Annotated in this window: 17 protein-coding genes and 1 tRNA gene; 5 read left to right on the top strand and 13 right to left on the bottom strand. The window is 45.8% G+C overall.

All coding sequences use genetic code 11. From position 1 onward, the window contains the following. Positions 1 to 18: 18 nt before the first annotated feature. From QFZ51_RS08660 to QFZ51_RS08625, 8 genes are all read right to left on the bottom strand, one after another. On the bottom strand, positions 19 to 3,393 hold the full coding sequence (locus QFZ51_RS08660) for a SusC/RagA family TonB-linked outer membrane protein (protein WP_429045098.1): 3,375 nt from the start codon (positions 3,391 to 3,393) through the stop codon (positions 19 to 21). A gap of 192 nt (positions 3,394 to 3,585) precedes the next feature. After that, on the bottom strand, positions 3,586 to 4,281 hold the full coding sequence (locus tag QFZ51_RS08655) for a FadR/GntR family transcriptional regulator (RefSeq protein WP_429045096.1): 696 nt from the start codon (positions 4,279 to 4,281) through the stop codon (positions 3,586 to 3,588). Positions 4,282 to 4,353: 72 nt separating this feature from the next. Next, entirely contained in the window at positions 4,354 to 5,142 is a 789-nt protein-coding gene (locus QFZ51_RS08650) for a patatin-like phospholipase family protein (protein ID WP_429045095.1), read from the bottom strand. Between the two features lie 29 nt (positions 5,143 to 5,171). Beyond that, positions 5,172 to 6,608: a hypothetical protein gene (locus QFZ51_RS08645; protein WP_429045094.1), complete on the bottom strand. Its 1,437-nt coding sequence runs from the start codon at positions 6,606 to 6,608 to the stop codon at positions 5,172 to 5,174. A gap of 108 nt (positions 6,609 to 6,716) precedes the next feature. After that, entirely contained in the window at positions 6,717 to 8,318 is a 1,602-nt protein-coding gene (locus QFZ51_RS08640; protein WP_370909496.1) for a RagB/SusD family nutrient uptake outer membrane protein, read from the bottom strand. Positions 8,319 to 8,335: 17 nt separating this feature from the next. After that, complete coding sequence (locus QFZ51_RS08635) at positions 8,336 to 11,725, bottom strand: SusC/RagA family TonB-linked outer membrane protein (protein WP_429045091.1); 3,390 nt, start codon at positions 11,723 to 11,725, stop codon at positions 8,336 to 8,338. Positions 11,726 to 11,758: 33 nt separating this feature from the next. Beyond that, positions 11,759 to 12,712 carry a FecR family protein gene (locus tag QFZ51_RS08630; protein ID WP_429045089.1) on the bottom strand — a complete coding sequence of 318 codons (954 nt, stop codon included), beginning with the start codon at positions 12,710 to 12,712 and terminating at the stop codon, positions 11,759 to 11,761. A gap of 47 nt (positions 12,713 to 12,759) precedes the next feature. Beyond that, positions 12,760 to 13,359, bottom strand: a complete 600-nt coding sequence (locus QFZ51_RS08625; RefSeq protein ID WP_429045087.1) for an RNA polymerase sigma factor — start codon at positions 13,357 to 13,359, stop codon at positions 12,760 to 12,762. Between the two features lie 298 nt (positions 13,360 to 13,657). Here QFZ51_RS08625 and nfi point away from each other — a divergent pair, with 298 nt between their 5' ends. From nfi to QFZ51_RS08605, 4 genes are all read left to right on the top strand, one after another. Beyond that, positions 13,658 to 14,320: a deoxyribonuclease V gene (gene nfi, locus QFZ51_RS08620; protein WP_429045085.1), complete on the top strand. Its 663-nt coding sequence runs from the start codon at positions 13,658 to 13,660 to the stop codon at positions 14,318 to 14,320. 90 nt (positions 14,321 to 14,410) lie between these two features. After that, a tRNA-Asp gene (locus QFZ51_RS08615) sits at positions 14,411 to 14,484 on the top strand. A 117-nt stretch (positions 14,485 to 14,601) separates the two neighbouring features. Beyond that, positions 14,602 to 14,871, top strand: coding sequence for an SMI1/KNR4 family protein (locus tag QFZ51_RS08610; protein WP_429045083.1), 270 nt, complete (start codon positions 14,602 to 14,604; stop codon positions 14,869 to 14,871). 29 nt (positions 14,872 to 14,900) lie between these two features. Continuing rightward, entirely contained in the window at positions 14,901 to 16,349 is a 1,449-nt protein-coding gene (locus QFZ51_RS08605; RefSeq protein WP_429045081.1) for a rhomboid family intramembrane serine protease, read from the top strand. Positions 16,350 to 16,428: 79 nt separating this feature from the next. Here QFZ51_RS08605 and QFZ51_RS08600 read toward each other — a convergent pair whose 3' ends face one another. Then, the gene (locus QFZ51_RS08600; protein ID WP_429045079.1) at positions 16,429 to 16,683 is read right to left on the bottom strand and encodes a hypothetical protein; all 255 of its coding nucleotides are present in this window, start codon (positions 16,681 to 16,683) and stop codon (positions 16,429 to 16,431) included. 184 nt (positions 16,684 to 16,867) lie between these two features. Between QFZ51_RS08600 and QFZ51_RS08595 the strand changes: the two genes are divergently transcribed. Beyond that, on the top strand, positions 16,868 to 17,542 hold the full coding sequence (locus QFZ51_RS08595) for a hypothetical protein (RefSeq protein ID WP_429045077.1): 675 nt from the start codon (positions 16,868 to 16,870) through the stop codon (positions 17,540 to 17,542). A gap of 12 nt (positions 17,543 to 17,554) precedes the next feature. On the opposite strand, the gene QFZ51_RS08590 is transcribed toward QFZ51_RS08595, so the two are convergent. From QFZ51_RS08590 to QFZ51_RS08575, 4 genes are all read right to left on the bottom strand, one after another. Further along, positions 17,555 to 19,096 carry a glycoside hydrolase family 43 protein gene (locus QFZ51_RS08590; RefSeq protein WP_429051573.1) on the bottom strand — a complete coding sequence of 514 codons (1,542 nt, stop codon included), beginning with the start codon at positions 19,094 to 19,096 and terminating at the stop codon, positions 17,555 to 17,557. 154 nt (positions 19,097 to 19,250) lie between these two features. Continuing rightward, positions 19,251 to 19,946 carry a hypothetical protein gene (locus QFZ51_RS08585; RefSeq protein ID WP_429045076.1) on the bottom strand — a complete coding sequence of 232 codons (696 nt, stop codon included), beginning with the start codon at positions 19,944 to 19,946 and terminating at the stop codon, positions 19,251 to 19,253. A 131-nt stretch (positions 19,947 to 20,077) separates the two neighbouring features. Further along, positions 20,078 to 21,001, bottom strand: a complete 924-nt coding sequence (locus QFZ51_RS08580; RefSeq protein ID WP_429045075.1) for an NADP-dependent oxidoreductase — start codon at positions 20,999 to 21,001, stop codon at positions 20,078 to 20,080. A gap of 35 nt (positions 21,002 to 21,036) precedes the next feature. Beyond that, positions 21,037 to 22,113: an alkene reductase gene (locus QFZ51_RS08575; RefSeq protein WP_429051571.1), complete on the bottom strand. Its 1,077-nt coding sequence runs from the start codon at positions 22,111 to 22,113 to the stop codon at positions 21,037 to 21,039. Between the last annotated feature and the right edge of the window lie 2 nt (positions 22,114 to 22,115).

Raw genomic sequence — 22,115 nt, 5'->3', positions numbered from 1 at the left:
AGTGCTGATTTGATTGCGTTAGAAAGTGAGGTTAGCGGAGAATACCAGTGATGTGGGAATCGTATATACGCCATCCTGCTGCCCGGTGCGTTCCGGCAGCGCCAGCATTTTATTACTGATGTATCCAAGGTTTTGCCCGGTAACCATCACCGTTAAGCCCGCAATATTTGCGTTATTAAGCATCTTCTTCGGCACTATGTAGCTCAGCGTTACTTCGCGGAAAGCGAGATAGCTGGAGTTTTTCCAGAACATATCACTGTGGCGGTCGTAGTTCTTTTTCAGCTGCTGATCCTGGTTTACGTAGATCGGGTATTTAGCGTTGGGATTTTCCGGTGTCCAGGTATCTTTTACCAGGTCGGTGCCATTGAATTCTCCCTGCATGCTGCCGAGCGCCCACATTTGTTTTACATCCATCTGCATAAAACCGATGGCGTAATCAAGACGGGCAAACAGTTGTAATCCTTTCCAGCCGGCAGCTACATTGACCCCACCGGTCCAGCGCGGAATGGTGTGACCTAATGATACACGGTCCCTGAAATCGATCGTATCGTTCCTGTCGAGGTCTTTCCATTTCATATCACCTAGACTGGTAGCCCAGAATCCGGTGAGCCCGTTTTTATCTATCAGCTGCTGACTGGCTACCGGGCGGCCGGCGGCATTGTTCAGCTGCACCTGGCCGGCAGCGAGATCTATTTTGTTGTAGGCCGCTAAATCAGCGGTTGTTCTGATGATGCCATCCGTTAAATAGCCGAATACTTCGCCTGGCTCCTGCCCTTCCTGCAAACCGCCGGCCCATATAAGCCTACCGGTAGATGGATCATAGATCTGCACCCCGTTCTGACGGTTATTTTCATTTCCGTTGTAAGGCAGTTTCAACACCACGTTTTTATTCCACGCCACATTAGCACCCACGCTAACATTCCAGTTGCCCGACTGCAATACTTTATAATTCAGGTCTGCTTCAAATCCCCTGTTCCGCATGGATCCGTTGTTGGTGAGAATGCTGCCTACACCGGCGGATCCGGGCAGGTTTACGCTGGCAATTTTATCGGTGGTGATCCGGTTGTAATAAGCGATACTTCCGTTCAGGCGGTTATTGAATAATCCGTATTCCACGGCGCCTTCAACGGTATTTGTTTTCTCCCACCGCAAGCCGGGATTGGGAATATTACCCAATGAAAATCCGATCACACTTTCATAACGGGTGGTAGCCGGGTAACCACCCTGGAGGGAATATACATCGATAGTGCCGTCGGAGCGTTTTCCCACTTCACCGATGTTACCATTCTTTCCCCAGCTGCCGCGCAATTTCAGGAAGGATAACCACTTGCTGGTGTTCACCATAAAGTTCTCCTTGTGCAGCAACCAGCCCACTGAAGCACCGGGAAACAGGCCATACTGGTTATCGCCTATCAGCCTGGAATAGCCGTCCCTTCTGGCGGTAAACGTAGCGAGGTATTTTCCTTTCCAGTCGTAGTTAATACGCCCAAAGCCAGAGAAGATACGTTCCCGGAGATGATACGAATTTTGCCCGCGGGTGTTGGCGTCGCCGGAGGTTAATCCCAACGTCGGGAAATCATCTGTAGGCGCCAGTTTCCCGCTGGCCGACAAGCCATAATTATAAGCGTCAAAAAATTCACCGCCGATCATGGCGTCGATGTTGTGATCGTCGTGAATAATTTTGTTGTAGTGAAGGGTGGCGTTATAGGTTTGACGCACCGTGCGATCGAAGGCTGCACTGCTGTTGCGGGTGCGGTCCCATCCTGCGTTGGGATCGGTTTTACTCATTACGCCGGTACGGAAATCTTTGTTGAATGATTCGTTAAAGCTTTCGTCGTACATGAGAATGGCGCCCGCTCTGAAGTAGAGATCTTTGTACAGGTCAACTTTAAAAGATTGGGCGAGGGTAAATTTATCTGCCTGGTTTTTCCGGGAATATTTGTCCATGTTCACGGCGGGGTTACCATCGCCTGCATTCCTTCCCAGGAGCGGTTCCCCGTTGGTGTTGCTGCCACGCATGGTAGGCGCGGCCATCAGCAAACGCCCCCAGTAATTCACATCGCTGGTTTGTGCCTGATCCCGGGAGTTGGCGCGGGAAAAGGACACATTGCTTTCCGACTTCAGCCAGGTTCTTATTTTGTAATCGCCGTTGAGCGTAAAATTCAATCGCTTGTAAAACGATTTGCGTGCAATACCATCTTCGTTATAATAACCGAGGTTGGCATAGTAGGCGCCTTTTTCGTTACCACCGGTCATACTGATATTATAATCCTGTGTGAGTGATTTTTTATTAAAGGCATTGTCTCCATAACTGAAGCCTTTATAGATAAGGTCTGCATAGGTACCGTTGGGATCATACTGCCCGGCGGCATTGGTGGGGATAGCGTCTTTCATCACTTTCCAGCCGTCGTTGGTGGAGAGCAGTTCCCTGTTCTGATCGGTGAGGCGCATGGGGCTGAATAAGGCATTGAGGTTGTAGTTGCCGTCTACAATATTTCCATCGGCATCTTTATAAACGTTGCCGGTACCACGTGGACCGGAAGCATTGATCAGGCTTTGGTTACCGTTTACCTTATAGGTTTCCACCAGTGCTTTTCTTCCCCAGTATAAATATTCTTCCGGGGTGAGTAAGGTGTAGGGAGAATTTAAATAGTTGAATCCTGTTTTTACTTTCAGGTTAATTTCCGATGTCCCTGACTTTCCTCTTTTGGTGGTGATCATGATGACGCCGTTGCTGGCGCGGGCGCCGTAGATGGCTGTAGCCGATGCGTCTTTCAGTACTTCCATACTGGCAATATCTTCCGGGTTGATATCACTTAAAGAGGGGCGGAATTGTCCGTCGATGATGATGAGTGGACTGCCGGAGCCATCGAAGTTGGTACCACCACGGAGGATGATGTTGGGGATAGCGCCGGGTTTACCGGAGTTGGTGGATACTCTCACCCCGGCAACGGTGCCGGCCAGCGCCTGTGCGGGGTTGGCGCGGATACCGGATTCGAGGATCCGTTTGTCCAGTCGCGCTACTGATGCGGTCAGGCTGCTCTTCTTTTGTGTACCATATCCCACTACTATTACTTCATCCATTTTAGAGGTAGCGGATACCAGGGAGATGTTTACCGTAGTGCGGTTTCCTGCTGCGATTTCCTGCGGCGTAAACCCGATATAGGAAATGCGTAGCACATCTTCGGGTGCAGCTGCTATGCTGAAGTAGCCTTCCGCGTTGGTGATGGTGGCCGTTTTCTTCCCTTTGATGACAATGCTTACACCGGGCAGTGGCTGCTGATCTTCTGAAGAGATGATCCTGCCGGTGATTTTCTTTGGTTGAGCTACAGCTATTGTACTGATGGCAATGGCAAGGAGTACCCCCATCAGTTTGTTGAGAGCAATTTTCATACGGGAATTTGTTTAGACAATTAACTTGTACTAATATTCTTAAATACTTATGTACTACATATTAAAATTGCCTAAAAAAATCCATACCGCAAAACATTTTTCAAAAAAAGAAAATGCCGGTGTATGGAAAGATGTATGAAAGCGAAGGCCATAGCCACTTTTGGAGCAATGGACTGGCGTAACTTATCGTGCTTACTTTTTCAACTTTTTGAAATGATGTTCAAGATGTTTCCGCATGCCTTCGCGGAATTCTTCCCGGGAGCCATTCTTCAACAGGTTTACCAAATCGATATGTGATACCTTGCCTACGATCGGCACTTTTTCTTCGTTCACCAGGTGTCCGAAAATAGGAAGCAGCATCGTCTGAAAACGTTGCATGGTGCGGTTACCGGTCATCTGGTAAATTTTACCATGAAATTCTACTTCATGTTTAATCCGGAAATTTTGTTTGGTGGGTGTTGTCTTCTGACTGAGGGCAATTTTCTCCAGTTCTTCAATATCCTTTTTTGTTTTGCGGATATACAGGATATCTGCCAGCCCCATTTCCAGGGTAAGCCGCAATTCAAAAATATCCTGCAGCGTGGTATCGTCGATGATCAGCGGATCCATTACACGTTCCATGGAGCCCAGGATATCGGGGCTGGACAGTACCATGCCTCTCCGTTTCTTTGTTTCAATCATGCCCAGCATTCTCAAGCGGCTGAGGGCCTCGCGCAATACATTACGGCTCACTCCCAGGGCTTCTGTCAACTCCATTTCTTTTGGCAGGGCATCCCCGGGTTTGAACGATTTTCGTTTGAGATATTCCAGCAGCTTCATTTCCACCTCGTCTGCCATCGTTTTATAACTCACTTTTCCAATATCGATATGTAAATTCTCAATTCCCATAAAACAAGCTGATATTTTGTTTAAATGTACTACAAATTAACAGATCACCAGGATCACATCAATAATATGCGTTTACTCATGCAGCATCACCGGCTGCTCTTGTAATTGACGGCGGGTATATTCAAGCCCGGCTGTATAAATAGCCTCCAGGTGCTTGAAGTCAAACATACCGAATTTACCCAGGTCTGTTGGTTCAATAAAATAGCTGCACAGCAACTTGTTTTTCAGTACCGGCTCACGAATGGCCAGGTGAAGGGTTCTTTCCACATTGGCCAGGAAACCTTCTGCCGGGTTGTAAGGCGTAAGCGGATTTACATGCACCCCAATGATATCGTGGTATTCGGCCAGGAGTGGTTCTATGGGCAGGTTGCCGGAAAGGCCGCCATCTACATACTGTACACCATTTATCTCCACCGGCGGGAACAGCAGCGGCACAGAGGATGCCGCCAGGATAACCGGGATCAAGGGACCTTCACTGAAAATACGTTGATTGCCCGTTAAAAAATCAGTGGCGGTGATATACAAAGGCGTATTCAGTTCTTCAAATGTCTGATGCCGGAGTGTTTGCTTTAGTACTTCTGCTACTTTTTTGAGAGACAGAAAACCGGCACGCCAGTTCCGCCAGTGCATCGACAGCCCAAGCTTATGCACCCGGAATATTTCCCTCACCTCATCGGTGTTGTATCCATCACAAATAAAAGCGGCTGCTATAGAACCCGCGCTGGTAGCCGAAATTGCTTCCGGGTAAATATCCTGTTCGGAAAATGCTTTTAAAACGCCCAGGTGGGCATATCCCCTGGCGCCACCACCGGATAAAACAAACGGGCGTTTCACAGATGGGCGGGTTTGCTGATCATTCATCCGGCTAATATAAAAAAACCTTCCGCATTTTACGGGGTAGTCTGAAACATTATATAAACGGGGCTCTCCCCCACTTCTAAACGCACAGCAGTATCCCCGGTTTTCTCCCACTTTACCTGTTTTGCAGGTTCATCTGCGGTGGTCATAGCGGTAGCGCTCACCGGCAACGACGGCAGATTATCCAGTACCGCATTTACCACATGTGGCTGATAGCCTTTCTGCTGATGGGTTTTGGCGCCGGTAGGCGACCAGGCCACCCATACCAGCATCTTCGGATCATCTCCCTTTATAAATTCAAACACATACAGGGAATCTGTTTCTTTTTTTACTACACGCCGGAAACGGTAGTCTCCCAATGTCTGGTACAGTTGCTTCACCGCCCAGAACGACATCTTCGGAACAAAATTCCGCGTAAGCCCGGAAGCGGCGTGAAAAGAAGCTTCATCTTCATCATTATAGTAATACAGGTAAGCACGCCGTATGTCAAGCGTAGCGAACATCAGAAAAGATCGCACCAGGTACTGCGCCTGCTGCAGATCACTGGCTCCCTGCCAGTTCAGTTTCAGCGCCCAGTCTTTCCGGTGCTTCATGGCCTCCGGCGTACATGCATCATACCCGAATTCCGTTACCCATACTTCTTTGTCTTTTGCATGCTGATTGCGCCATGTAATGGCATCCTCTATTACTTTGAGATATTGCAGGGAATTATCTTCAGGATAACTTCTGTTCCAGCTGTTTTCATTGCCGGCAGATTGTGCTATTGTAGGATAAGTATGTACATTGATCACATCATAAAGGGGAAGTATTTTTTTATCTATATACAAATCATTCAATCCCTGTGAATATGGATCTGCCTTTACGGCTACTGCCGGTGTAACAATTTTCATAGCCGGATCGCCGGCACGCACCCCTTCGGCCATTTTTGTAAACAGCGTTTTGAAAAGCGCGGGATCAAACCTGGTACCTGGCTCGTTATCAATTTCCAGGGAAGTACATAATTTTTCCGCTCCTGATGGCCCGTAATAAGCCGCCATTGCTTTGCCATAATCATATGCCCACTGTTCCTTACCGGCCCATAACTGTTTGTAGTTAGGACTTCCCAATCCTACCCCCAGGAATTGCATGCAGATATCTGTTTCAAACCCCGCTTCTTTCCACGGACCATAAGCATCGCGTTTCCAGTTAATATTATTGATGGTGTTAGGAATGGTGATGGGATCGCCGGGGGCATTCACATCCCAGCTGATATTATGATAACTGCGCACCAGCCGGCATACCTGCTTATATAAATCCGGTTTGAAAGTAAGATGGCCGTTGACACCCATAAAATCCCTGAATAGCGGCCGGCTGGTAACCGGTATGGAATCAGTGGTGGCGAGGCTCGTTTGTGCAGGACCATGTTCTGCACAGCTGATCATAAGAGCAGTAAAGAAGAGGATGGTGGTAAACAAATACTTCCGTGGCATAATACAATGAGCATAAGGAGTGAAACAAAAGAGGCGAATGGTAAGGGTGAAGATATATAAATATCTTTACTCTTACCATCCGCCTGTATCATTGTTCGCTATTCGCGGTTAGTTCCTCCAGCCCGGCACCTGTTTATACACGCCGTTGCTCTGCGCAATTACATCAGGATTCATGGGCCATGCCATATGTTTGGCCGGGTCAAAATTACGTGCCGGCCATACCTGTTTTATTTCATAAGACGATAATGGATTCACCTTATCGCTGTGGATACGGCCATGTAAAGGCGCATTGATCTTTGCATAATCGCCCCATCTCTTGAGATCCTGCAGGCGGTCTGTCCATTCGCAGGCCAGTTCCACGCGGCGTTCATGCTTGAGATCCTCCATCGTAGGATTTGCAATACCTGCCAGTCCTACGCGGCTGCGCACTTCATTCAGCGGTGCAGCGGCTTCGCCTGCCCTGCCCAGTTTGATCAGCGCTTCTGCTTTAAAGAGCAGTATTTCCGCATAGCGCATCAGTGGTAAATTGAGTGCGGTAGTTGGATAATCCGGGCTCTGATTGATGTTGGTATTGGTGGTAATAACACCATCTTTACCATAAGAGTAAGGCTCCATATACTTATTCATCTGGAAACCCGACAAGCTGTTGGTAGAATAGTAAGAACGCACCAGGCCAAAGAAAGTGAACTTATCACCAAATTTCAGGATGGTTACTTCCCTTCTTGGGTCATTCGCTTCGTATTCATCATACAGTTCTTCTGTAGGCTGGAAATAGCCCCAGCCATTGAAAATAGCCCAGCCGGTATTTTCCAGTACTACGCCCGGAAATTCAGAGCCACCCTGCACACCGGAAGTAACAGACCACATATATTCAGAGCTCCAGTTATTGGCGATACTGAAAACAGCGCGGTAATTCTGCTGGCTGTTTTCTTTTCCTTTGATGAGGGCGCGGTGACCTTCATCCCTGATCTTATCGGCGAGTGCGGGGATCAGCGACCATTTGGAGGCATCGTACTGTGCCCAGTAAGCGTATGCTTTTACCATATAGCCCCATGCAGCGGCTCTGTGTGCGCGTCCCTGGTCGGAGGTGCTGTACGTTTCAAAGAGGGGCAGCAGGGAGGCTGCCTTTTCCATATCGCTGACGATTTGTGCATAGTTGTCCGTTACAGAAGGCAGCTGAGGCGGAATACGTTTTCCGAATTCGGGATTTTCCGGTCCGTCGAAAGGAACGCCCTGGTCTTTATGCCCCCAGAGATAAGCCACCCAGAAATGTGCAAATCCGCGCATGAAATACGCTTCGCCCAATGCCTGGTTGCGTGCCGCTTCTGTAGTATTTTTTGAAGTGGGTACATTCTGGATCACCTGGTTGGCACGGTTGATCATTTTATACAGATCGGCCCACCCGCTTTTCAGGTAACCTTCACGGCCACTTGGAATAAAGTTCTTGATATTTTCACCGTCTGCCTTTGCCCGTCCTACAATCAGGTCGTCGCTGGCGTCCTGCACCCAGAAAAGGTCACGGCCCCAGGTAGATTCATTGCGCATGGCCACGTACATGTCGTTGGTAGCCTTCCGGAGATCATTGTCACTTTGCCAGAAGTAAGCAGTGGTAGGTGCGCCGTTGGGTTTTGTATCCACCCATTTGTTACAGGCACTAGCACTCAACATCAGCGATCCCGCGAGAAATATATGTTTGAATGTTGTTTTCATAAAAGCGTTTGGTTTGATCAGAATTTAATATTTGCACCCAGGGAAAACACACGTGATACCGGGAACTGGCCACCATCCAGGCCGATACCGCCCACTTCAGGGTCCATGCCGGTGTATTTGGTAATGGTGAGCAGGTTATCACCGCTGAAGTATACGCGAAGACCCTGGTTCCAGCTCATTTTCTTAAAGGTATAGCCGATCAGCAGGTTCTTTAATCTCAGGTAGTTACCATTTTCGAGATACCAGTCGGAGTTGGTCTGAAAATTTTTATTGGGATCATTCGCGGAGATACGGGGAATGTTGGATCCTTTATTTTCAGGAGACCAGGCATCCAGGATTTTATCCCAACGGTTGTATCCCTGTTCGGAGCCGCTTAAGGTGGTCATCTTGAAAGCGTTGAACAGCTTTACGCCGCCTACGCCCTGCATAAACAGGCTCAGGTCAAAATTTTTCCAGGTGAAGCTGGCCGTGAATCCATAAGTGAGTTTTGGGAATGCGTTGCCCATGTATACACGGTCGCCATCATTAATGGCACCATCACCATTCTGATCTACAAATTTCAAGTCACCGGCCTTGGCACTGGGCTGGATCATTTTACCATCTTTCTGATAAGCTTTTGCTTCGTCGTCTGATTGGAAGATACCGGCCGTTTTTATCAACCAGTAAGAATAAAACGGCTGCCCTACTTTAGAACGGAAAGGCGTGAGCACTCCTCTGAAAGCATCATTGTGTACCATTACAGAGGAGGGATCAGTATCGATATATTCCACATTGTTTTTTAATGTGGCAATATTGGCGCTCAGGCTATATCCCAGCTGTCCTACGTGATCATTCCAGGATACGGCAACTTCCACACCTTTATTGCCGATTTCCCCTTTGTTAATCAGGGGCGCATCCAGTCCAAAGGTATTGGGCCAGGCAGCGGCCTGTTGTTGAATCAGGTCGTAGGTGAGTTTATCAAAGTAATCGGCGGTAATGGACAGGCGTTGTTTCAGCAGGCTGATATCAATACCGATGTCTGTTTGCTGTGAAGTTTCCCAGGAAAGTGAAGGATTGAAGGCTGCTGTCATTGCCAGGGAATTGCTTCGTGGCGCACCATCGCCGATCTGAAAGGTATAATCCGGTGTGAGTTTAGCATAACCATAATAGTGTGCGATAGAGCCCAGGTTACCTATTCGGCCCCAGCTTCCCCTGATCTTGAGCAGATCCATCCATTTTACATTATCCATGAAAGACTCTGAGCTGATTTTCCATGCGGCGGTTACACCCGGAAATCCTTTGGAGCGGTAGCCTTCTGCTAACCTGCCGGCAACATCATTACGGTAACTGGCGGTTACAAAGTACCGGTCTGCCCAGCTATAGGATAATCTTCCTACGTAGGAAACTGTCCGGTCTTTCCATTCATCATCAGCCGGCAGATTCTGATCAAAGATGGTGGCATTGGTAAAAAACTGCGCCCAGTCTGCCTCATTTTCAAATCCTTTTGCAGCAGCGGAGAAATTGCGGTTAGATTCTTCCTGGCCGGTCATAGAGGCCATCACACCGATGTTATGCCGGTTGATGATCTTATTATAGTTAAGGGTATTTTCCCAGATCCAGTTATAACCTTTGTCTGTAGAATAAGTTAACGTATTCTGGTCATTTGGTTTTCCGGGTTCTGTTCTTCTGGGCTCAAAATTCTTCCACAGTGCATTTTGCTGACGGTAAGAAAAACGGGAAAGGTAAGTGAGGCCAGGGATAATATCAGATACTGTTAATTCTGTTACCGACTGCAGATCGTTTCTTTTGTTATAGGGTTTGTTTCTCAAGAGGGTAGCTACCGGGTTGATCACATCTCCATAGATCCCGTTATACTGGGAACCTCTCGGACCTACGCCGCCAAAGGTACCATCGGCGTAATACGGCGTGGCAGAACGGGGCATATACAGCGCAGAGAGAATAGCGCCGCTGTAGCCACTGGCTGTTTCTGCATCTCTGTTATCGTTGTTATTCCAAAAAATATCCTGGCGCAGTTTAACGTTCTTAGTAAACTGATAATTTGCATTAAATCTCAGGGAAATATTTTTATTATAGGTATTGATCAGCGTACCTTCTTCCTTCTCATAACGTGCCTGGAAAAGGGTAGAAAATTTATCTGTTCCGGCGTTTACACTGATATTGTGTCGTTGTACGAGGCCAGTGCGGAAAATTTCATCCATCCAGTCGGTGCGGTTTACCAGGCCATCCGGGTTTTTAGCAGGATTCCATCCTTCGAGCGGGGGCAATCCGGCATTGGTTTGTGCGAGGTTGGATACCCTGCCTTGTTCTTCCGCGGTGAGCGACTGCAACGTACGCCATGGTTGCTTGGCGCCTACGAAGCCGGTATACTGCACACTGGGCAACCCTTGTGTTGCCTGGCGGGTAGTGATGAGGATAACCCCTGCCGAACCGGAGAAAGCGCCGTAAATAGCTGCGGAAGCCGCATCTTTCAGCACCGTGATCGATTCCACATCTGCAGGGTTGTAAGGGGCGCCGGGCACTCCATCCACCACATACAGCACATTTTCACTGTTGGCCGAACCCACACCACGAATGGTTACCTTGTTGGCATTACTGGTATGTCCACCATTACTTACCACGGTGATACCAGGCACTTTACCCTGTATCATATTGGCAACATCCAGTACCGGGCGTTCTTTGATCTGTTTCATGTCTGGCACTACTGCTACGGCAGCGGAGAGGTCACCTTTTTTTGCGGTGCCATAACCAAGTACCACCACTTCATTCAGTGCGTTGTTGCTGGTTTTCAGTGTCAGGTTTACCGTATCTGAGCTACCGGCAGGCATTTCCACGGTTTCATAGCCTACATAACTGAAGCTGAGAATTGCTTTATCGTTTTCCAGGGTGATTTCAAATTTGCCATCGGCATCTGTAACGGTTCTTGTTTTAGTGCCCTTTACCCAAACAGATACGCCGGGAATAGGTTCTTTATCTTCGGTAGTTACGCGGCCGGTAATTTTGCGGGCGACTGCCTGGCTGGTTTGTACTTCCGGATCTTTTTCCGCTTTCCTGAGCAGGATTGCTTTGTCGCTTACGCTGTACTCTATACCTGATTTACTACGGAGCATGTTGAGGGCTTCGTTCAACGTAATATTATCCGGTTTGTAATCCCTGACAATAATTTTGTCGAAGTCCTGTTTTACATAATTAAATGTAAAGCTGCTCTGGTGCCCCAGTGCGCTCAGCACCTGGGAAAGGGAGGCACGGGAAATATCCAGTTTCACTTTTTCGCTCAACCCGGTTTGCCTGGCGTATCCGAAGGTAGCTGGCAACAGGGCACATCCCATTAGCAGGAAACGTTTGATGCGGGATACAGCAGGCCCGCTGCTGCGGGTATGCTGATCAGCGGAAGTAAATGTCATTTTCATGTGTTGAAATTTTCAGGAGCGTTCACGTGTTATTTAATAGATGGTCACCTGTTTGTCGGAAATACGGAATTGTTTACGGCTGATGTAGCATAGATTCCCCAGCATTTTTACGAAGCTGTCTTTTTGGAAGAGCACAGAAACATTTTTTTCGATGCCTTGTGTGTTCTCCCATTTCACCTGATAACCGTTGCGTGTGCACAATCGCATTACAGCATCTTTGAAAGGCAGATCGGTAGCGCTGAATGCGCCTTCTTTCCAGGCGGCCACTTTGCCGGCTTCTGTAGCGGAAATATTCAGTGCTTTATCTTCATTATTATAAGCGGCGGCATAGCCAGGTTTCAGTATGGTACTGTCTTTTCCCGTATGTACTTTTACTTTACCCTGTACCAGTGATACACGGGTTAATCCTTCGCCGGCATAGGCTTCTACGTTGAACTGCGTGCCCAGTACCTGGATCGCGAGATCCCTGGTGTGGATGACGAACGGCTTGTTCCTGTTGCCCTGTACTTCGAAAAAGCCTTCTCCGGTGAGTTGTACATTGCGGCTTTGTTTATTGTAGTCCTCTTTCCATTTGAGAGAAGCGGCGGTATTCAGCCAGATGCGGGAGCTATCCGGCAGTACGACCAGTTTAATATCGCCGGTTTCATTGGTGACCTGGAATGATTTGTTATCTGCGAGGCGGGCAGGTGGCTGCTGTGAATAACGGAGCCACATAAATCCTGCACCGGCCAATAACAAGATGCTGGCGGCGGCAGCCCATTGGGCAGCACGTTTTTTCCACCAGGCCACCGGGGCAGCCGGCAACATGCTGTGAAAATTAGCCAGGAATTGCTGCCGGTAAAGGTTTGATTCCAGGGCAGACAAATCTGCTTCGCTGTTTAAACCGTCATACCAGTTGTCCAGTAATACCAGTTCTTCCTGCGTACATTTTCCAGCATGAAACTTTTTCAACAGGGCTTCTGCCCTTGGATATTTTTGTATTGCCATCTGTTAATGAATACCCGCAACACAAAAAATGTTAACTCGATCTAAGGTTAAGGAATTGTAAACAGTAAAAAAGAGGAGATAAGGCTGGCAGACAAAGCCGGATTTGCTTTAATATGTGCCTTTACCTGTTTAAGGGCACGGCTGTATAAAACGCGCGCGGATCCGGCATCTATACCCAATTGCTGGGCAATTTTCTGATAAGAATAGTGGTGGTTTACGCGAAGGATAAATAGTTGGCGCTGACTGGGAGAAAGGATTTCCAGCGCTTCAGAGATAATGGTTTCTTTTAGTCCGTGCAGTTCGTCGGAGGCTATTGCACCCGGTGACTCCAGGGTGTCGTTTAATAGTATTTCCAGCTTTTTCAGGTGTGCCTGGTAACGGCCATTGGTGCGATAGTATTTAAAGATGCGCAGTTTCAGTGCATGGAGCAGGTAAAACTCCAGCGTTTCATCTTTGGGCACTTCCTCCCATTTCACCCATAGCGAAAGCAGCACATCCTGTACAATATCAAATGCGTCGTGCGGATTGGTTTTGGCCACGGCAATACCGAGTAACTTATCCCAGTAGGAAGCTACAGCCGCTTCAAAGTCGGCCTGGCCGGAAACCCCGGATGCATGATGGAAAGATATTTTCTTAAGCGCAGACATAAGTTGAAATATAACAGTCCCTACAAAAGTAATTGTCTAATATTACGTGGATATTAACGTTATGAATCCAGGCTTCTTTTCTTTTGAAAATCGATTTAGCAGATCCTCACAGGAAGAAGTGGTGTTGCTCCTGTGCTGTTCATTATAAAGTTGTTACTGTTCTTTGATTGATATTTTAATGTGGACTGATTGGCCTCAATCAAATATAAATTTACTTTTTCAAACGGGAAAGAATATTTATAAAGCGTACATCTTACCTCAAAAAAAGTATCTTTCTGCCTGTTTTAAAAAGTCGCCTATGCTCACCGAAGATGCAGCTATCGCCATACAGGAAGAATTGCGCCGGCAGGTAATCACCACCGATGAATTGCCGGATACCATTAAAATTATTGCCGGCACCGATGTGGAATACGACAAAGATTCCAACCTGATTGCCGGCAGCATTGTATTGCTGGATTACACCACGCTGCAGGTACTGGCCGTGGCTACTCATTGTATGGAAGTCACCTTTCCCTATATCCCCGGATTATTTTCCTTCCGGGAAATGCCTCCCCTGCTGAAAGCCTGGGAAAAACTCCCCCTGCTTCCGGACCTCATCGTTTGTGACGGCCAGGGACTGGCCCATCAGCGCCGTTTTGGAATGGCCTGTCACTTTGGGGTAGCGGTTAACAAACCCGTGATCGGCTGTGGTAAAACACGGCTATGTGGTGAATATCATCACCTCGGAGAAGAAAGAGGCAGTGTTGCGCCCTTAACAGAAGCCGGTGAGCATATCGGTAATGCACTGCGGACACAAACCGGCATTAACCCGGTATTTGTTTCCACAGGACATAAAATATCGCTGGCTACCGCCACTGACATCGTACTGAAACTATGCACACAATACCGCTTACCGGAAACCACCCGGATATCCGATCATTATGGACGACTGGCGCTGCTTGAATACAAAAAAGAAGGGTGATAGAAATATTTGGAGAAATGATTTTATTATTTATATATTTGCAACCCCAAACGGGGAATACAGAATGGCTGAAAGGCTTGCCTGTAGGAAGGATCGGTAGTTCAGTTGGTTAGAATGCCGCCCTGTCACGGCGGAGGTCGCGGGTTCGAGTCCCGTCCGGTCCGCAAAGCCACTCTTTAAGAGTGGCTTTTTTTATTAAAACCCGCTAGAATTAGGGTTTTAGCAAGAAAAGCATATTAAGTACTAACAAACATTACCAAAGAGAAAGGGTACCTAAAAGGGTGCCTGTTTTATTTCCGAAATTGGTACCCGCGGTTAACCCTAATGAATTCACTCCTCCCGCTGACTATCTTGATTTTATTAAGAAATATAATGGGCCGGAAAGAGCAATCGGAAATAATCAAAATCTGAAATTGTGGGGTATTGAGGAACTTGTTAAATTAAATACGTACTATGAGGTGGACCGCTATGCACCTGATTATTTCATTTTTGGCTCTGATGTAGGAGGAACAGCATACGCTTTCAATAAGCAAAATTCGTCAATAGTATAAGCTGACCGACAGAAAAACTATCACGGAATATGAAAATTGAGCAACACTTATCTAAGAATGAGTTGACTGACAAGCAGTTTTTGGTGATTGCATCTGAAACGGTTAAATATCTTGGCTGGCGTATCAGATTTATCTCAGATGCCGGTGTCATCGCTTATACCAATAATGGCGAGCATTCCTGGAACGGAGAAATCACTGTTAAACTGGACGCATCTGGTGCTATGGTGCAATGTGTCACCATATCAAGTCTGCTAACTGACAACGGACGCAGCGAGGCCGTGGTACGTGCATTTGTTTTCTCATTTGAAAAGTTAAAATCAGAGATTAACGAAGATGAGGTGTGTGAAAAATATAAAAGCTACAAAAAAGATTTTGTTCCCGCTTACGAAGATACTTTAAAGCCCGATATCAGGCCGAAATTTCATTTTTTAGGTGGGTTGCTGTCTTTTTTTAAACCGGCAACAGGCTACTTTTTTACCCCAATTCTAATTGTGCTCAATATTTTAATCTACCTCATCATGGTATGTTCGGGTGTAGCTGTATTCGAGCCTGATGCTGTAAGCATGACCACATGGGGAGCGAACGCAACTATTTATACGCTCGGGGGTCAATGGTGGAGATTAATTACGAGCTGCTTTATTCACTTCGGCATAATCCACCTGCTGCTAAATATGTATGCCCTTGCTTTTGTAGGATTATTTTTAGAACCGTTTCTGGGAAGGGTAAAATTCATCACAGCATACCTTCTGGCTGGCATTTTTGCAAGTGTGATCAGCCTTTGGTGGCATGACAATACCGTGAGTGCCGGCGCCTCAGGCGCTATCTTCGGATTATATGGGGTATTCCTTGCACTGTTAAGCACAAATCACATCGAGCGTTCCATGCGCAAAGGTTTGCACACAAACATCGGCCTTTTTGTGGTTTACAATTTAGTATTCGGCAGTTTTAAAAGTGGAATAGATAACGCAGCACACCTGGGGGGACTACTTGCAGGCGTGATGATCGGATACGCCTTTTACCCCGCTTTGCAAAAACCCGGGAATGTCTTGTTAAAATGGCTTACACAGATATTGTCGGTAACTGGTGTCATTCTTGTCTCAGCGGTAATCTACGTTAACCTTGCCAAGAGCGACAAGGTTACCTACCAGAAGCAGATCCAGGAATTTTACCAAATCGATACCAATGCATTAAAAGTGCTAAGAGGGCAGGAAAACGGTACGGGCGAAGAATTATTTCGGGCACTGCAACAAGGAAAATCAGCCTGGAGCCATGGTATTGAATTGATCACCGAATTGGATAAAATGAACCTCTCTAACCGGTTACACCTGCGCAACCAAACGCTCATCAAATATTGCAGATTAAGAATAAAAGCTTGTGAACTAATCGCCCAGGACCCGGAGCAAGGTATAAATAGTTATTCATCAGAAATGCAACAGATTAATATGCAAATAGGGGAAGTTCTTGACGATCTGAAATAAGACTAAGGGTATAAATAGACTAAGGAGCTGCACCGTGGAGTAGGATACGCACTTCCTCATCCAAGGTAACCATATTTAGCTATGCAACCTTTTTATTCAACAGATTTACGAGTTCCATATTACCTACTTTTTCCGCAAAAGATAAAGGGCTTGCACCAGCGTTGTTTTTATGGTTTGGATCCGCATGATGGTTCAAAAAAAGTTCTACAATAGCATGCTTTCTTTTGTCACCCCGAACGTAAAAAACAGCTGGCCATAGCGGTTGGTTACCAAAACTATTTGTTGCGTCAAGATTAGCATGATGATTTAGCAATAAAACTGCTATATCAAGCAAATTGTTTTCTCTTTTGGTAGGAAAAAGAAGGCTGAAGCTTTGATTATTATAGAATAGGTAAATAATAGCTAAATTGCCGACGATCTCTTCTGTTCCATGATGAACATACAGGTATCAACAACTAATGAATTTAAAGTCTCTTACCGGAACGAATAACACAAATAACAGACATAATCCTATTCAAATGATAAAACAATATCGATTGTTACTTTTAGCAGTTTTGCTGATAGGTTGTAAAAAGGAACCAGCTATAGAACTGGAAGATTTTAACCTGGGCAGCAATTTATCGACATTTGTATCGGCCAAAAACAAGCACAAAACTTATACTAATTATTATCAAATAAAATCTGAAATAATTGGCGCAGACACCGTTTTAGACGGTGAATTTATAGGAAGTGAGCAGCCCATAAGAATTGACTATAAACAACAAATGTTTTCCCAGAAAGATGTTATTGCAAGATTCGGTGATTTTGAGTTTAATGCGATCAATTTTGCCACAACGGTAACCGGAAAATTGATGGTTTTCAACGCGGTTGCGGGGAAGATTTCTTTGAAAGAAACCCAACGCTTTGTGCAGCTATTGAATGACAAATATGGGAAGGCAGTTAAGACCAAGAGCGAGTTTATTAAACCATTTGATATTTATTCCTGGCAATTAAAAGACAGGATCATTAAATATTGTGTGGTAAGTGAGAATGATAGCAATGCTTTGAAAGTTGGTACTGATAAGGACCAGCAGACCATAAAAGAGGGGAAGAACGAAACTTATCTGAAAGCATTTATATATATTATTAAGAAGGAATATGCAGACCAGGTAATTGGTAAAATGAGTAGCGGCGACTTACTGTATTGCGAATAACATAACAATTCGTTATTTTTCCGGGGAAATGGATTCTGTTATATGAAAAAAGTCAAAGTCAGCCGCTCCCCCTATGTTTTTTGTAGCATAATTAAACAAAGCAAAACGATAGCCCATGAAATGCGGGAAGGTATAGGCCATTTTTAATTGTGTGCCCAATGGTATCCACGTTTTCCCATCGAGACTATAAAAAAAATCTGCTACATCTTTTCTGTTTGTAAAATTGCATTCCGCCTTAAAGTATACTACCTTTTGGTCCAGGGGGATTTTTTGTGCTTCTACAGGTTGGCCGGTGCTGGCATTGATCATTACGACAGCTTTGTTATTCCCGGTTATTCTGACACCAGCCAATCCGTAATTTTTTTGCAAAAGGCCCAAACCCGCAAAATCACCATCTTTCATATTAGAAATGTCAAGCGAAACTGTTCCGGAGCATACCGGGCCAATAGTGCGTTGTGTCAATGAATTTCGTGCCATCACAAAATCGGTGTCAATCCTGCCGGTGGTGAGTCGTAAATACCCTTTCCGATCTGTAACAGACCATAAACTATTATCCGGGTTGTGGTTCCATTGCCAAACCAGTGGTAATGCCCGTTCGCCTTTTTTACGGGTAAATTCGTCCGAAGCAACAATGCCGGGGATCAAACCTTTACCGGCCGGCAGATCGATTGTATCGGGCACTTTGCCATTGGTACCCAAAACGGGCCATCCATCCTCCCACTTTACAGGGACCAAATAGGGTATCCGGCCTACAGCGCCATAATCACGGAACAAATAAGAATACCAGGTTCCATTTGGCGCTTCGACCAATCCGCCTTGCGCCACGCCCAGATCCTGTAACCCAATTCGTCCTTCGTACGGGCCGGTGATTTTATCTGCCCGGTGTATTATAACAGTACGTATGCTGCCCTTTGGCCATGTAATATTGAAAAGATAATATTTGCCGTTTATCTTAAACAGCTGAGAACCCTCTGGACCGAGGCCGCCCGAAGGAGGGCTTGCATTCTCAATGATAAGCAGGTCTGTTCCGCCTGGCTTTATGCCCGAAAGGTCCTCATTTAATTCAACTAACCTTAATTTCCCGCTTCCACTAATCATATAAACCTTCCCATCATCATCAAAAAACAAAGAGTTATCACCCAGGTCGGGGGCAAATGACCTTGCCTTCCACGGGCCTTTTTCGATATCTTTTGTAGAGTAGATATAAGTTTTGCCCGTGGTTTCCGCAAATGTGCTTACATAATAGGTACCATTATGAAAACGAATAGAACTTGCCCACGAACCATGCCCATATGCGTTTTTGCCATTTGTGAGATTTAATGCATCAACATTTGCTAAAGTATCATATGCATAATTCACCAGCTTCCAGTTCACCAGGTCGGTCGACTTCATAATCGGTACACCGGGACTCATATGCATCGTTGTGCTGCTCATGTAATAGCTATTGCCTACACGTACTATTGATATGTCCGGTACATCCGCATAAATAATGGGATTAGTTGCTTTTTGTGCGTATAAACACGGTACTACAAGGGTGATAATGAAGGCCGTCATCCATAACCTGTAAATCTCATTTCTCATATTCAGATTTTTTTTCCTGGTACGCTTACCTGATTTTAGTTAATGTATTTATTTAAAGCACGCCAACTAAATATGGGTCGAAAGTACTTCGATAGTTCGATAGTGCTTTGAGTTCGAACATTATCCCCTAATGATAATTCGAATACTGAAATTTACGAACAAACATCAGATCTATATAATCTGTAATCAAAGACGCTAACTCATCAACTTTCTCCAGTAATTTTTCCTCCGCTGCAGGATCAATATCATTATCTCCTGATATCTTACTCTTAATTTCTTCTTTAAACAAACCTATATATAATGACCTGATATTTTTATACACCGGTAAACTGTCGACAGGATCCAGACAATAGAGATCATATTCAACATAAGCCGGTATTCTCTTGTATTGATGCCCAAAATACGTTCCTCCGTGATGTAATTCCCCGTAAATCTCATTAACATATCTATACAACCTAAGCAATCTTTCTCTTCTCAGATGCTGGTTAACATTCTTCTTTTTCCAAAAATAACCATAAAGGAGATAGAACTCATCCTGCCCTGCTTCACCACCAAAACGGGCATCTTCCGGTGTTGGATGACACCAAAGGTTTGCATAAGCTTCTGCCGGGCTGGTTGGATATTTCTCCATGAACACCGGATTTCGTTTTAAGATATCTTTTAGCTCATTTTCAGTATAGACAAGATTAGCGTCGCTATCTATTGTGATTTCAGGGCTACTATCTTCTTTTTTTGCAGTATCAACTTTTGTGCGGTGATCAGGTTTGTTTGCATGACAGGCAATAAGGCAGAACAGTAGAAAAAAAAGAAATCCTTTGTGCATATAAGTAGGGCTAGTTATGATAAAGTTACCCTTCTCTGAATTAAAAAAGTTCGAAACTTTTCCTTCCACCGCGCAAAGCCACTCTTAAAGAGTGGCTTTGCGCGGTGGAGCAGCAGTTCCCAAATATATTGCTATGCTACAACAAGGATAACTTTACCGTTTACGCCGCCAGCCGTTAAGAAATCCTGGGCCTTTGCTGCTTCTTCAAGCTTAAATGTTCTGGAAACAATTGGTTTGAATTTTCCGGCTGCTATCAGGTCCAGGCCATTTTTCAATGTTTGAAACGATAAGTCGGAAGCGATAAAACGCGCTTCCACATGGAACTGTTCTGCCAGCTCCTGTGAAGGCGGCACCACGATACTCAATAGTTTACCACCCTGCTTTAATACCCGGAAAAGCCCGGCCTGGGCTTCGCCGCCAGCCGTATCCGCAACCAGGTCAACGCCTGTAACAATGCTGGTCACATCCTGCAATTTATAATCAATCACTTCGTCGGCGCCGAGGCTCTTAGCTAAGGCCACACCTTCTCCGGATGCAGTGGCAATCACATATGCACCGGCAGCCTTTGCCATTTGCACCATAGCCCCGCCAACTGCGCCGCCTCCACCCTGGATTAAAACTTTCTGGCCTTTTGCTAACTTCCCTTCTGTAAAAAGAACAGATTGAGCAGTCCCGATATTAACACCTATCGATGCTGCCTCTTCGAAGGACAGGCTTTGCGGCTTTGGCACAACGAAATTTTCGTTTGCAACCACAAATTGCGCATACCCGTTTTTTAATGGGATAGCGATGACTTCATCACCTGCTTTAAATTTTGATACCTTTTCGCCGGTGGCAACAACTATCCCCGCAACTTCCCCACCTGGTATAAAGGGCATTTCTACCGGACGGATCTGCTTCATAAATCCCATGCGTATTTTCATATCTATCGGGTTTACACTTGCTGCCTTCACCTGGATTAAAACATCATTTTCATTTTGGATAGATGGTGTCGCAACCTCTACCTGTTCAATCACCTCTGAACCACCAAAGGCTTTATATTGCATTGCTTTCATATTATTTTTATTTTTTAAAATTGCAAATAGTTTTTTTACTGAAGTGAACTGTAAATTGGATAATCAATGTAACCTGTTTCGCCGGGTGTATACAATGTGTTGAAGTCAACATCATTGAGGGGGTCGTTTTTTTCGATGCGCCTCACAAAATCAGGATTAGCAAGAAATCCCCGCCCAAAGGCTACAAGGTCTGCCGAGTTGTCCTGTAGTTTTTGCTCTGCTGTCTCTAGTGTCAAGCCGTTACAGTATATGATGGTGTTATTAAATGCTGTGCGGATGGCGTCATATGTTTTTTCAGGAATTTCCGGGTTGGTTGAAAGATGAATATAGGCGATCCCTATCTTATTCAATTCACTGCTCAGATGGGCGTATGTTTGATGCACCTCTTCTGTATCGTAAGGCTGTTGATCGCTTAATTGGGAAAACGGGGAAAAACGAATCCCTATTTTATCCGGACCGATAGCAGCTGCGATGCCCCCGGTAATCTCTACAATGAGGCGGCTTCGGTTTTTAAGGTTCCCTCCGTATTGGTCTGTCCTGTTATTTACATTTGGATTTAAGAATTGCTCCAGCAAATAACCATTTGCGCCGTGGAGCTCCACCCCATCAAAACCTGCAAGGATCGCATTTTTTGAAGCGCTTACAAATTCCGCTATCACACGCGTAATCCCCTCCAGGCTAAGAGCTTCCGGAACAGAGTGTTGCTGTAAACCAAGCGAGTCGGTAAAAATCTCGCCGGCAGCCCTGATATTCGAAGGACCTACGGGCAGTTGTCCGCCTGGTATATTGGCAACATGAGCAATACGTCCGGTGTGCATGATCTGCAAAAAAATCTTTGATCCGTTTTGATGAACAGCATCCGTAACTTTTTTCCATTCCTTCACCTGTTCATCAGAATAAATACCGGGAATACGTGGATAACCAAGTCCCTGGGGGCTCGGTGATGTACCCTCGGTTACAATCAATCCGGCGCCTGAACGTTGTGAGTAATACGTTGCCATCAGTTCATTTGGAAGATTGCCAATGGCCCTGCTGCGGGTCATGGGCGCCATTACCAAACGGTTTTTGAGTTTTAGCGGGCCCTTTTCAAAAGGCGTAAATAACTTTTTCATTT

This window comes from Chitinophaga sp. W3I9 (assembly GCF_050434025.1).
Lineage (GTDB): Bacteria > Bacteroidota > Bacteroidia > Chitinophagales > Chitinophagaceae > Chitinophaga.
The sequence above is the reverse complement of the archived record's forward strand: the minus strand, read 5'-3'. Positions and strand labels throughout refer to the sequence as shown.

Coding starts and splice junctions, on each gene's coding strand:
- QFZ51_RS08660 (WP_429045098.1), bottom strand. CDS start 3,393: ATGAAAATTGCTCTCAACAAACTGATGGGGGTACTCCTTGCCATTGCC.
- QFZ51_RS08655 (WP_429045096.1), bottom strand. CDS start 4,281: ATGGGAATTGAGAATTTACATATCGATATTGGAAAAGTGAGTTATAAA.
- QFZ51_RS08650 (WP_429045095.1), bottom strand. CDS start 5,142: ATGAATGATCAGCAAACCCGCCCATCTGTGAAACGCCCGTTTGTTTTA.
- QFZ51_RS08645 (WP_429045094.1), bottom strand. CDS start 6,608: ATGCCACGGAAGTATTTGTTTACCACCATCCTCTTCTTTACTGCTCTT.
- QFZ51_RS08640 (WP_370909496.1), bottom strand. CDS start 8,318: ATGAAAACAACATTCAAACATATATTTCTCGCGGGATCGCTGATGTTG.
- QFZ51_RS08635 (WP_429045091.1), bottom strand. CDS start 11,725: ATGAAAATGACATTTACTTCCGCTGATCAGCATACCCGCAGCAGCGGG.
- QFZ51_RS08630 (WP_429045089.1), bottom strand. CDS start 12,712: ATGGCAATACAAAAATATCCAAGGGCAGAAGCCCTGTTGAAAAAGTTT.
- QFZ51_RS08625 (WP_429045087.1), bottom strand. CDS start 13,359: ATGTCTGCGCTTAAGAAAATATCTTTCCATCATGCATCCGGGGTTTCC.
- nfi (WP_429045085.1), top strand. CDS start 13,658: ATGCTCACCGAAGATGCAGCTATCGCCATACAGGAAGAATTGCGCCGG.
- QFZ51_RS08605 (WP_429045081.1), top strand. CDS start 14,901: ATGAAAATTGAGCAACACTTATCTAAGAATGAGTTGACTGACAAGCAG.
- QFZ51_RS08595 (WP_429045077.1), top strand. CDS start 16,868: ATGATAAAACAATATCGATTGTTACTTTTAGCAGTTTTGCTGATAGGT.
- QFZ51_RS08590 (WP_429051573.1), bottom strand. CDS start 19,096: ATGACGGCCTTCATTATCACCCTTGTAGTACCGTGTTTATACGCACAA.
- QFZ51_RS08585 (WP_429045076.1), bottom strand. CDS start 19,946: ATGCACAAAGGATTTCTTTTTTTTCTACTGTTCTGCCTTATTGCCTGT.
- QFZ51_RS08580 (WP_429045075.1), bottom strand. CDS start 21,001: ATGAAAGCAATGCAATATAAAGCCTTTGGTGGTTCAGAGGTGATTGAA.
- QFZ51_RS08575 (WP_429051571.1), bottom strand. CDS start 22,113: ATGAAAAAGTTATTTACGCCTTTTGAAAAGGGCCCGCTAAAACTCAAA.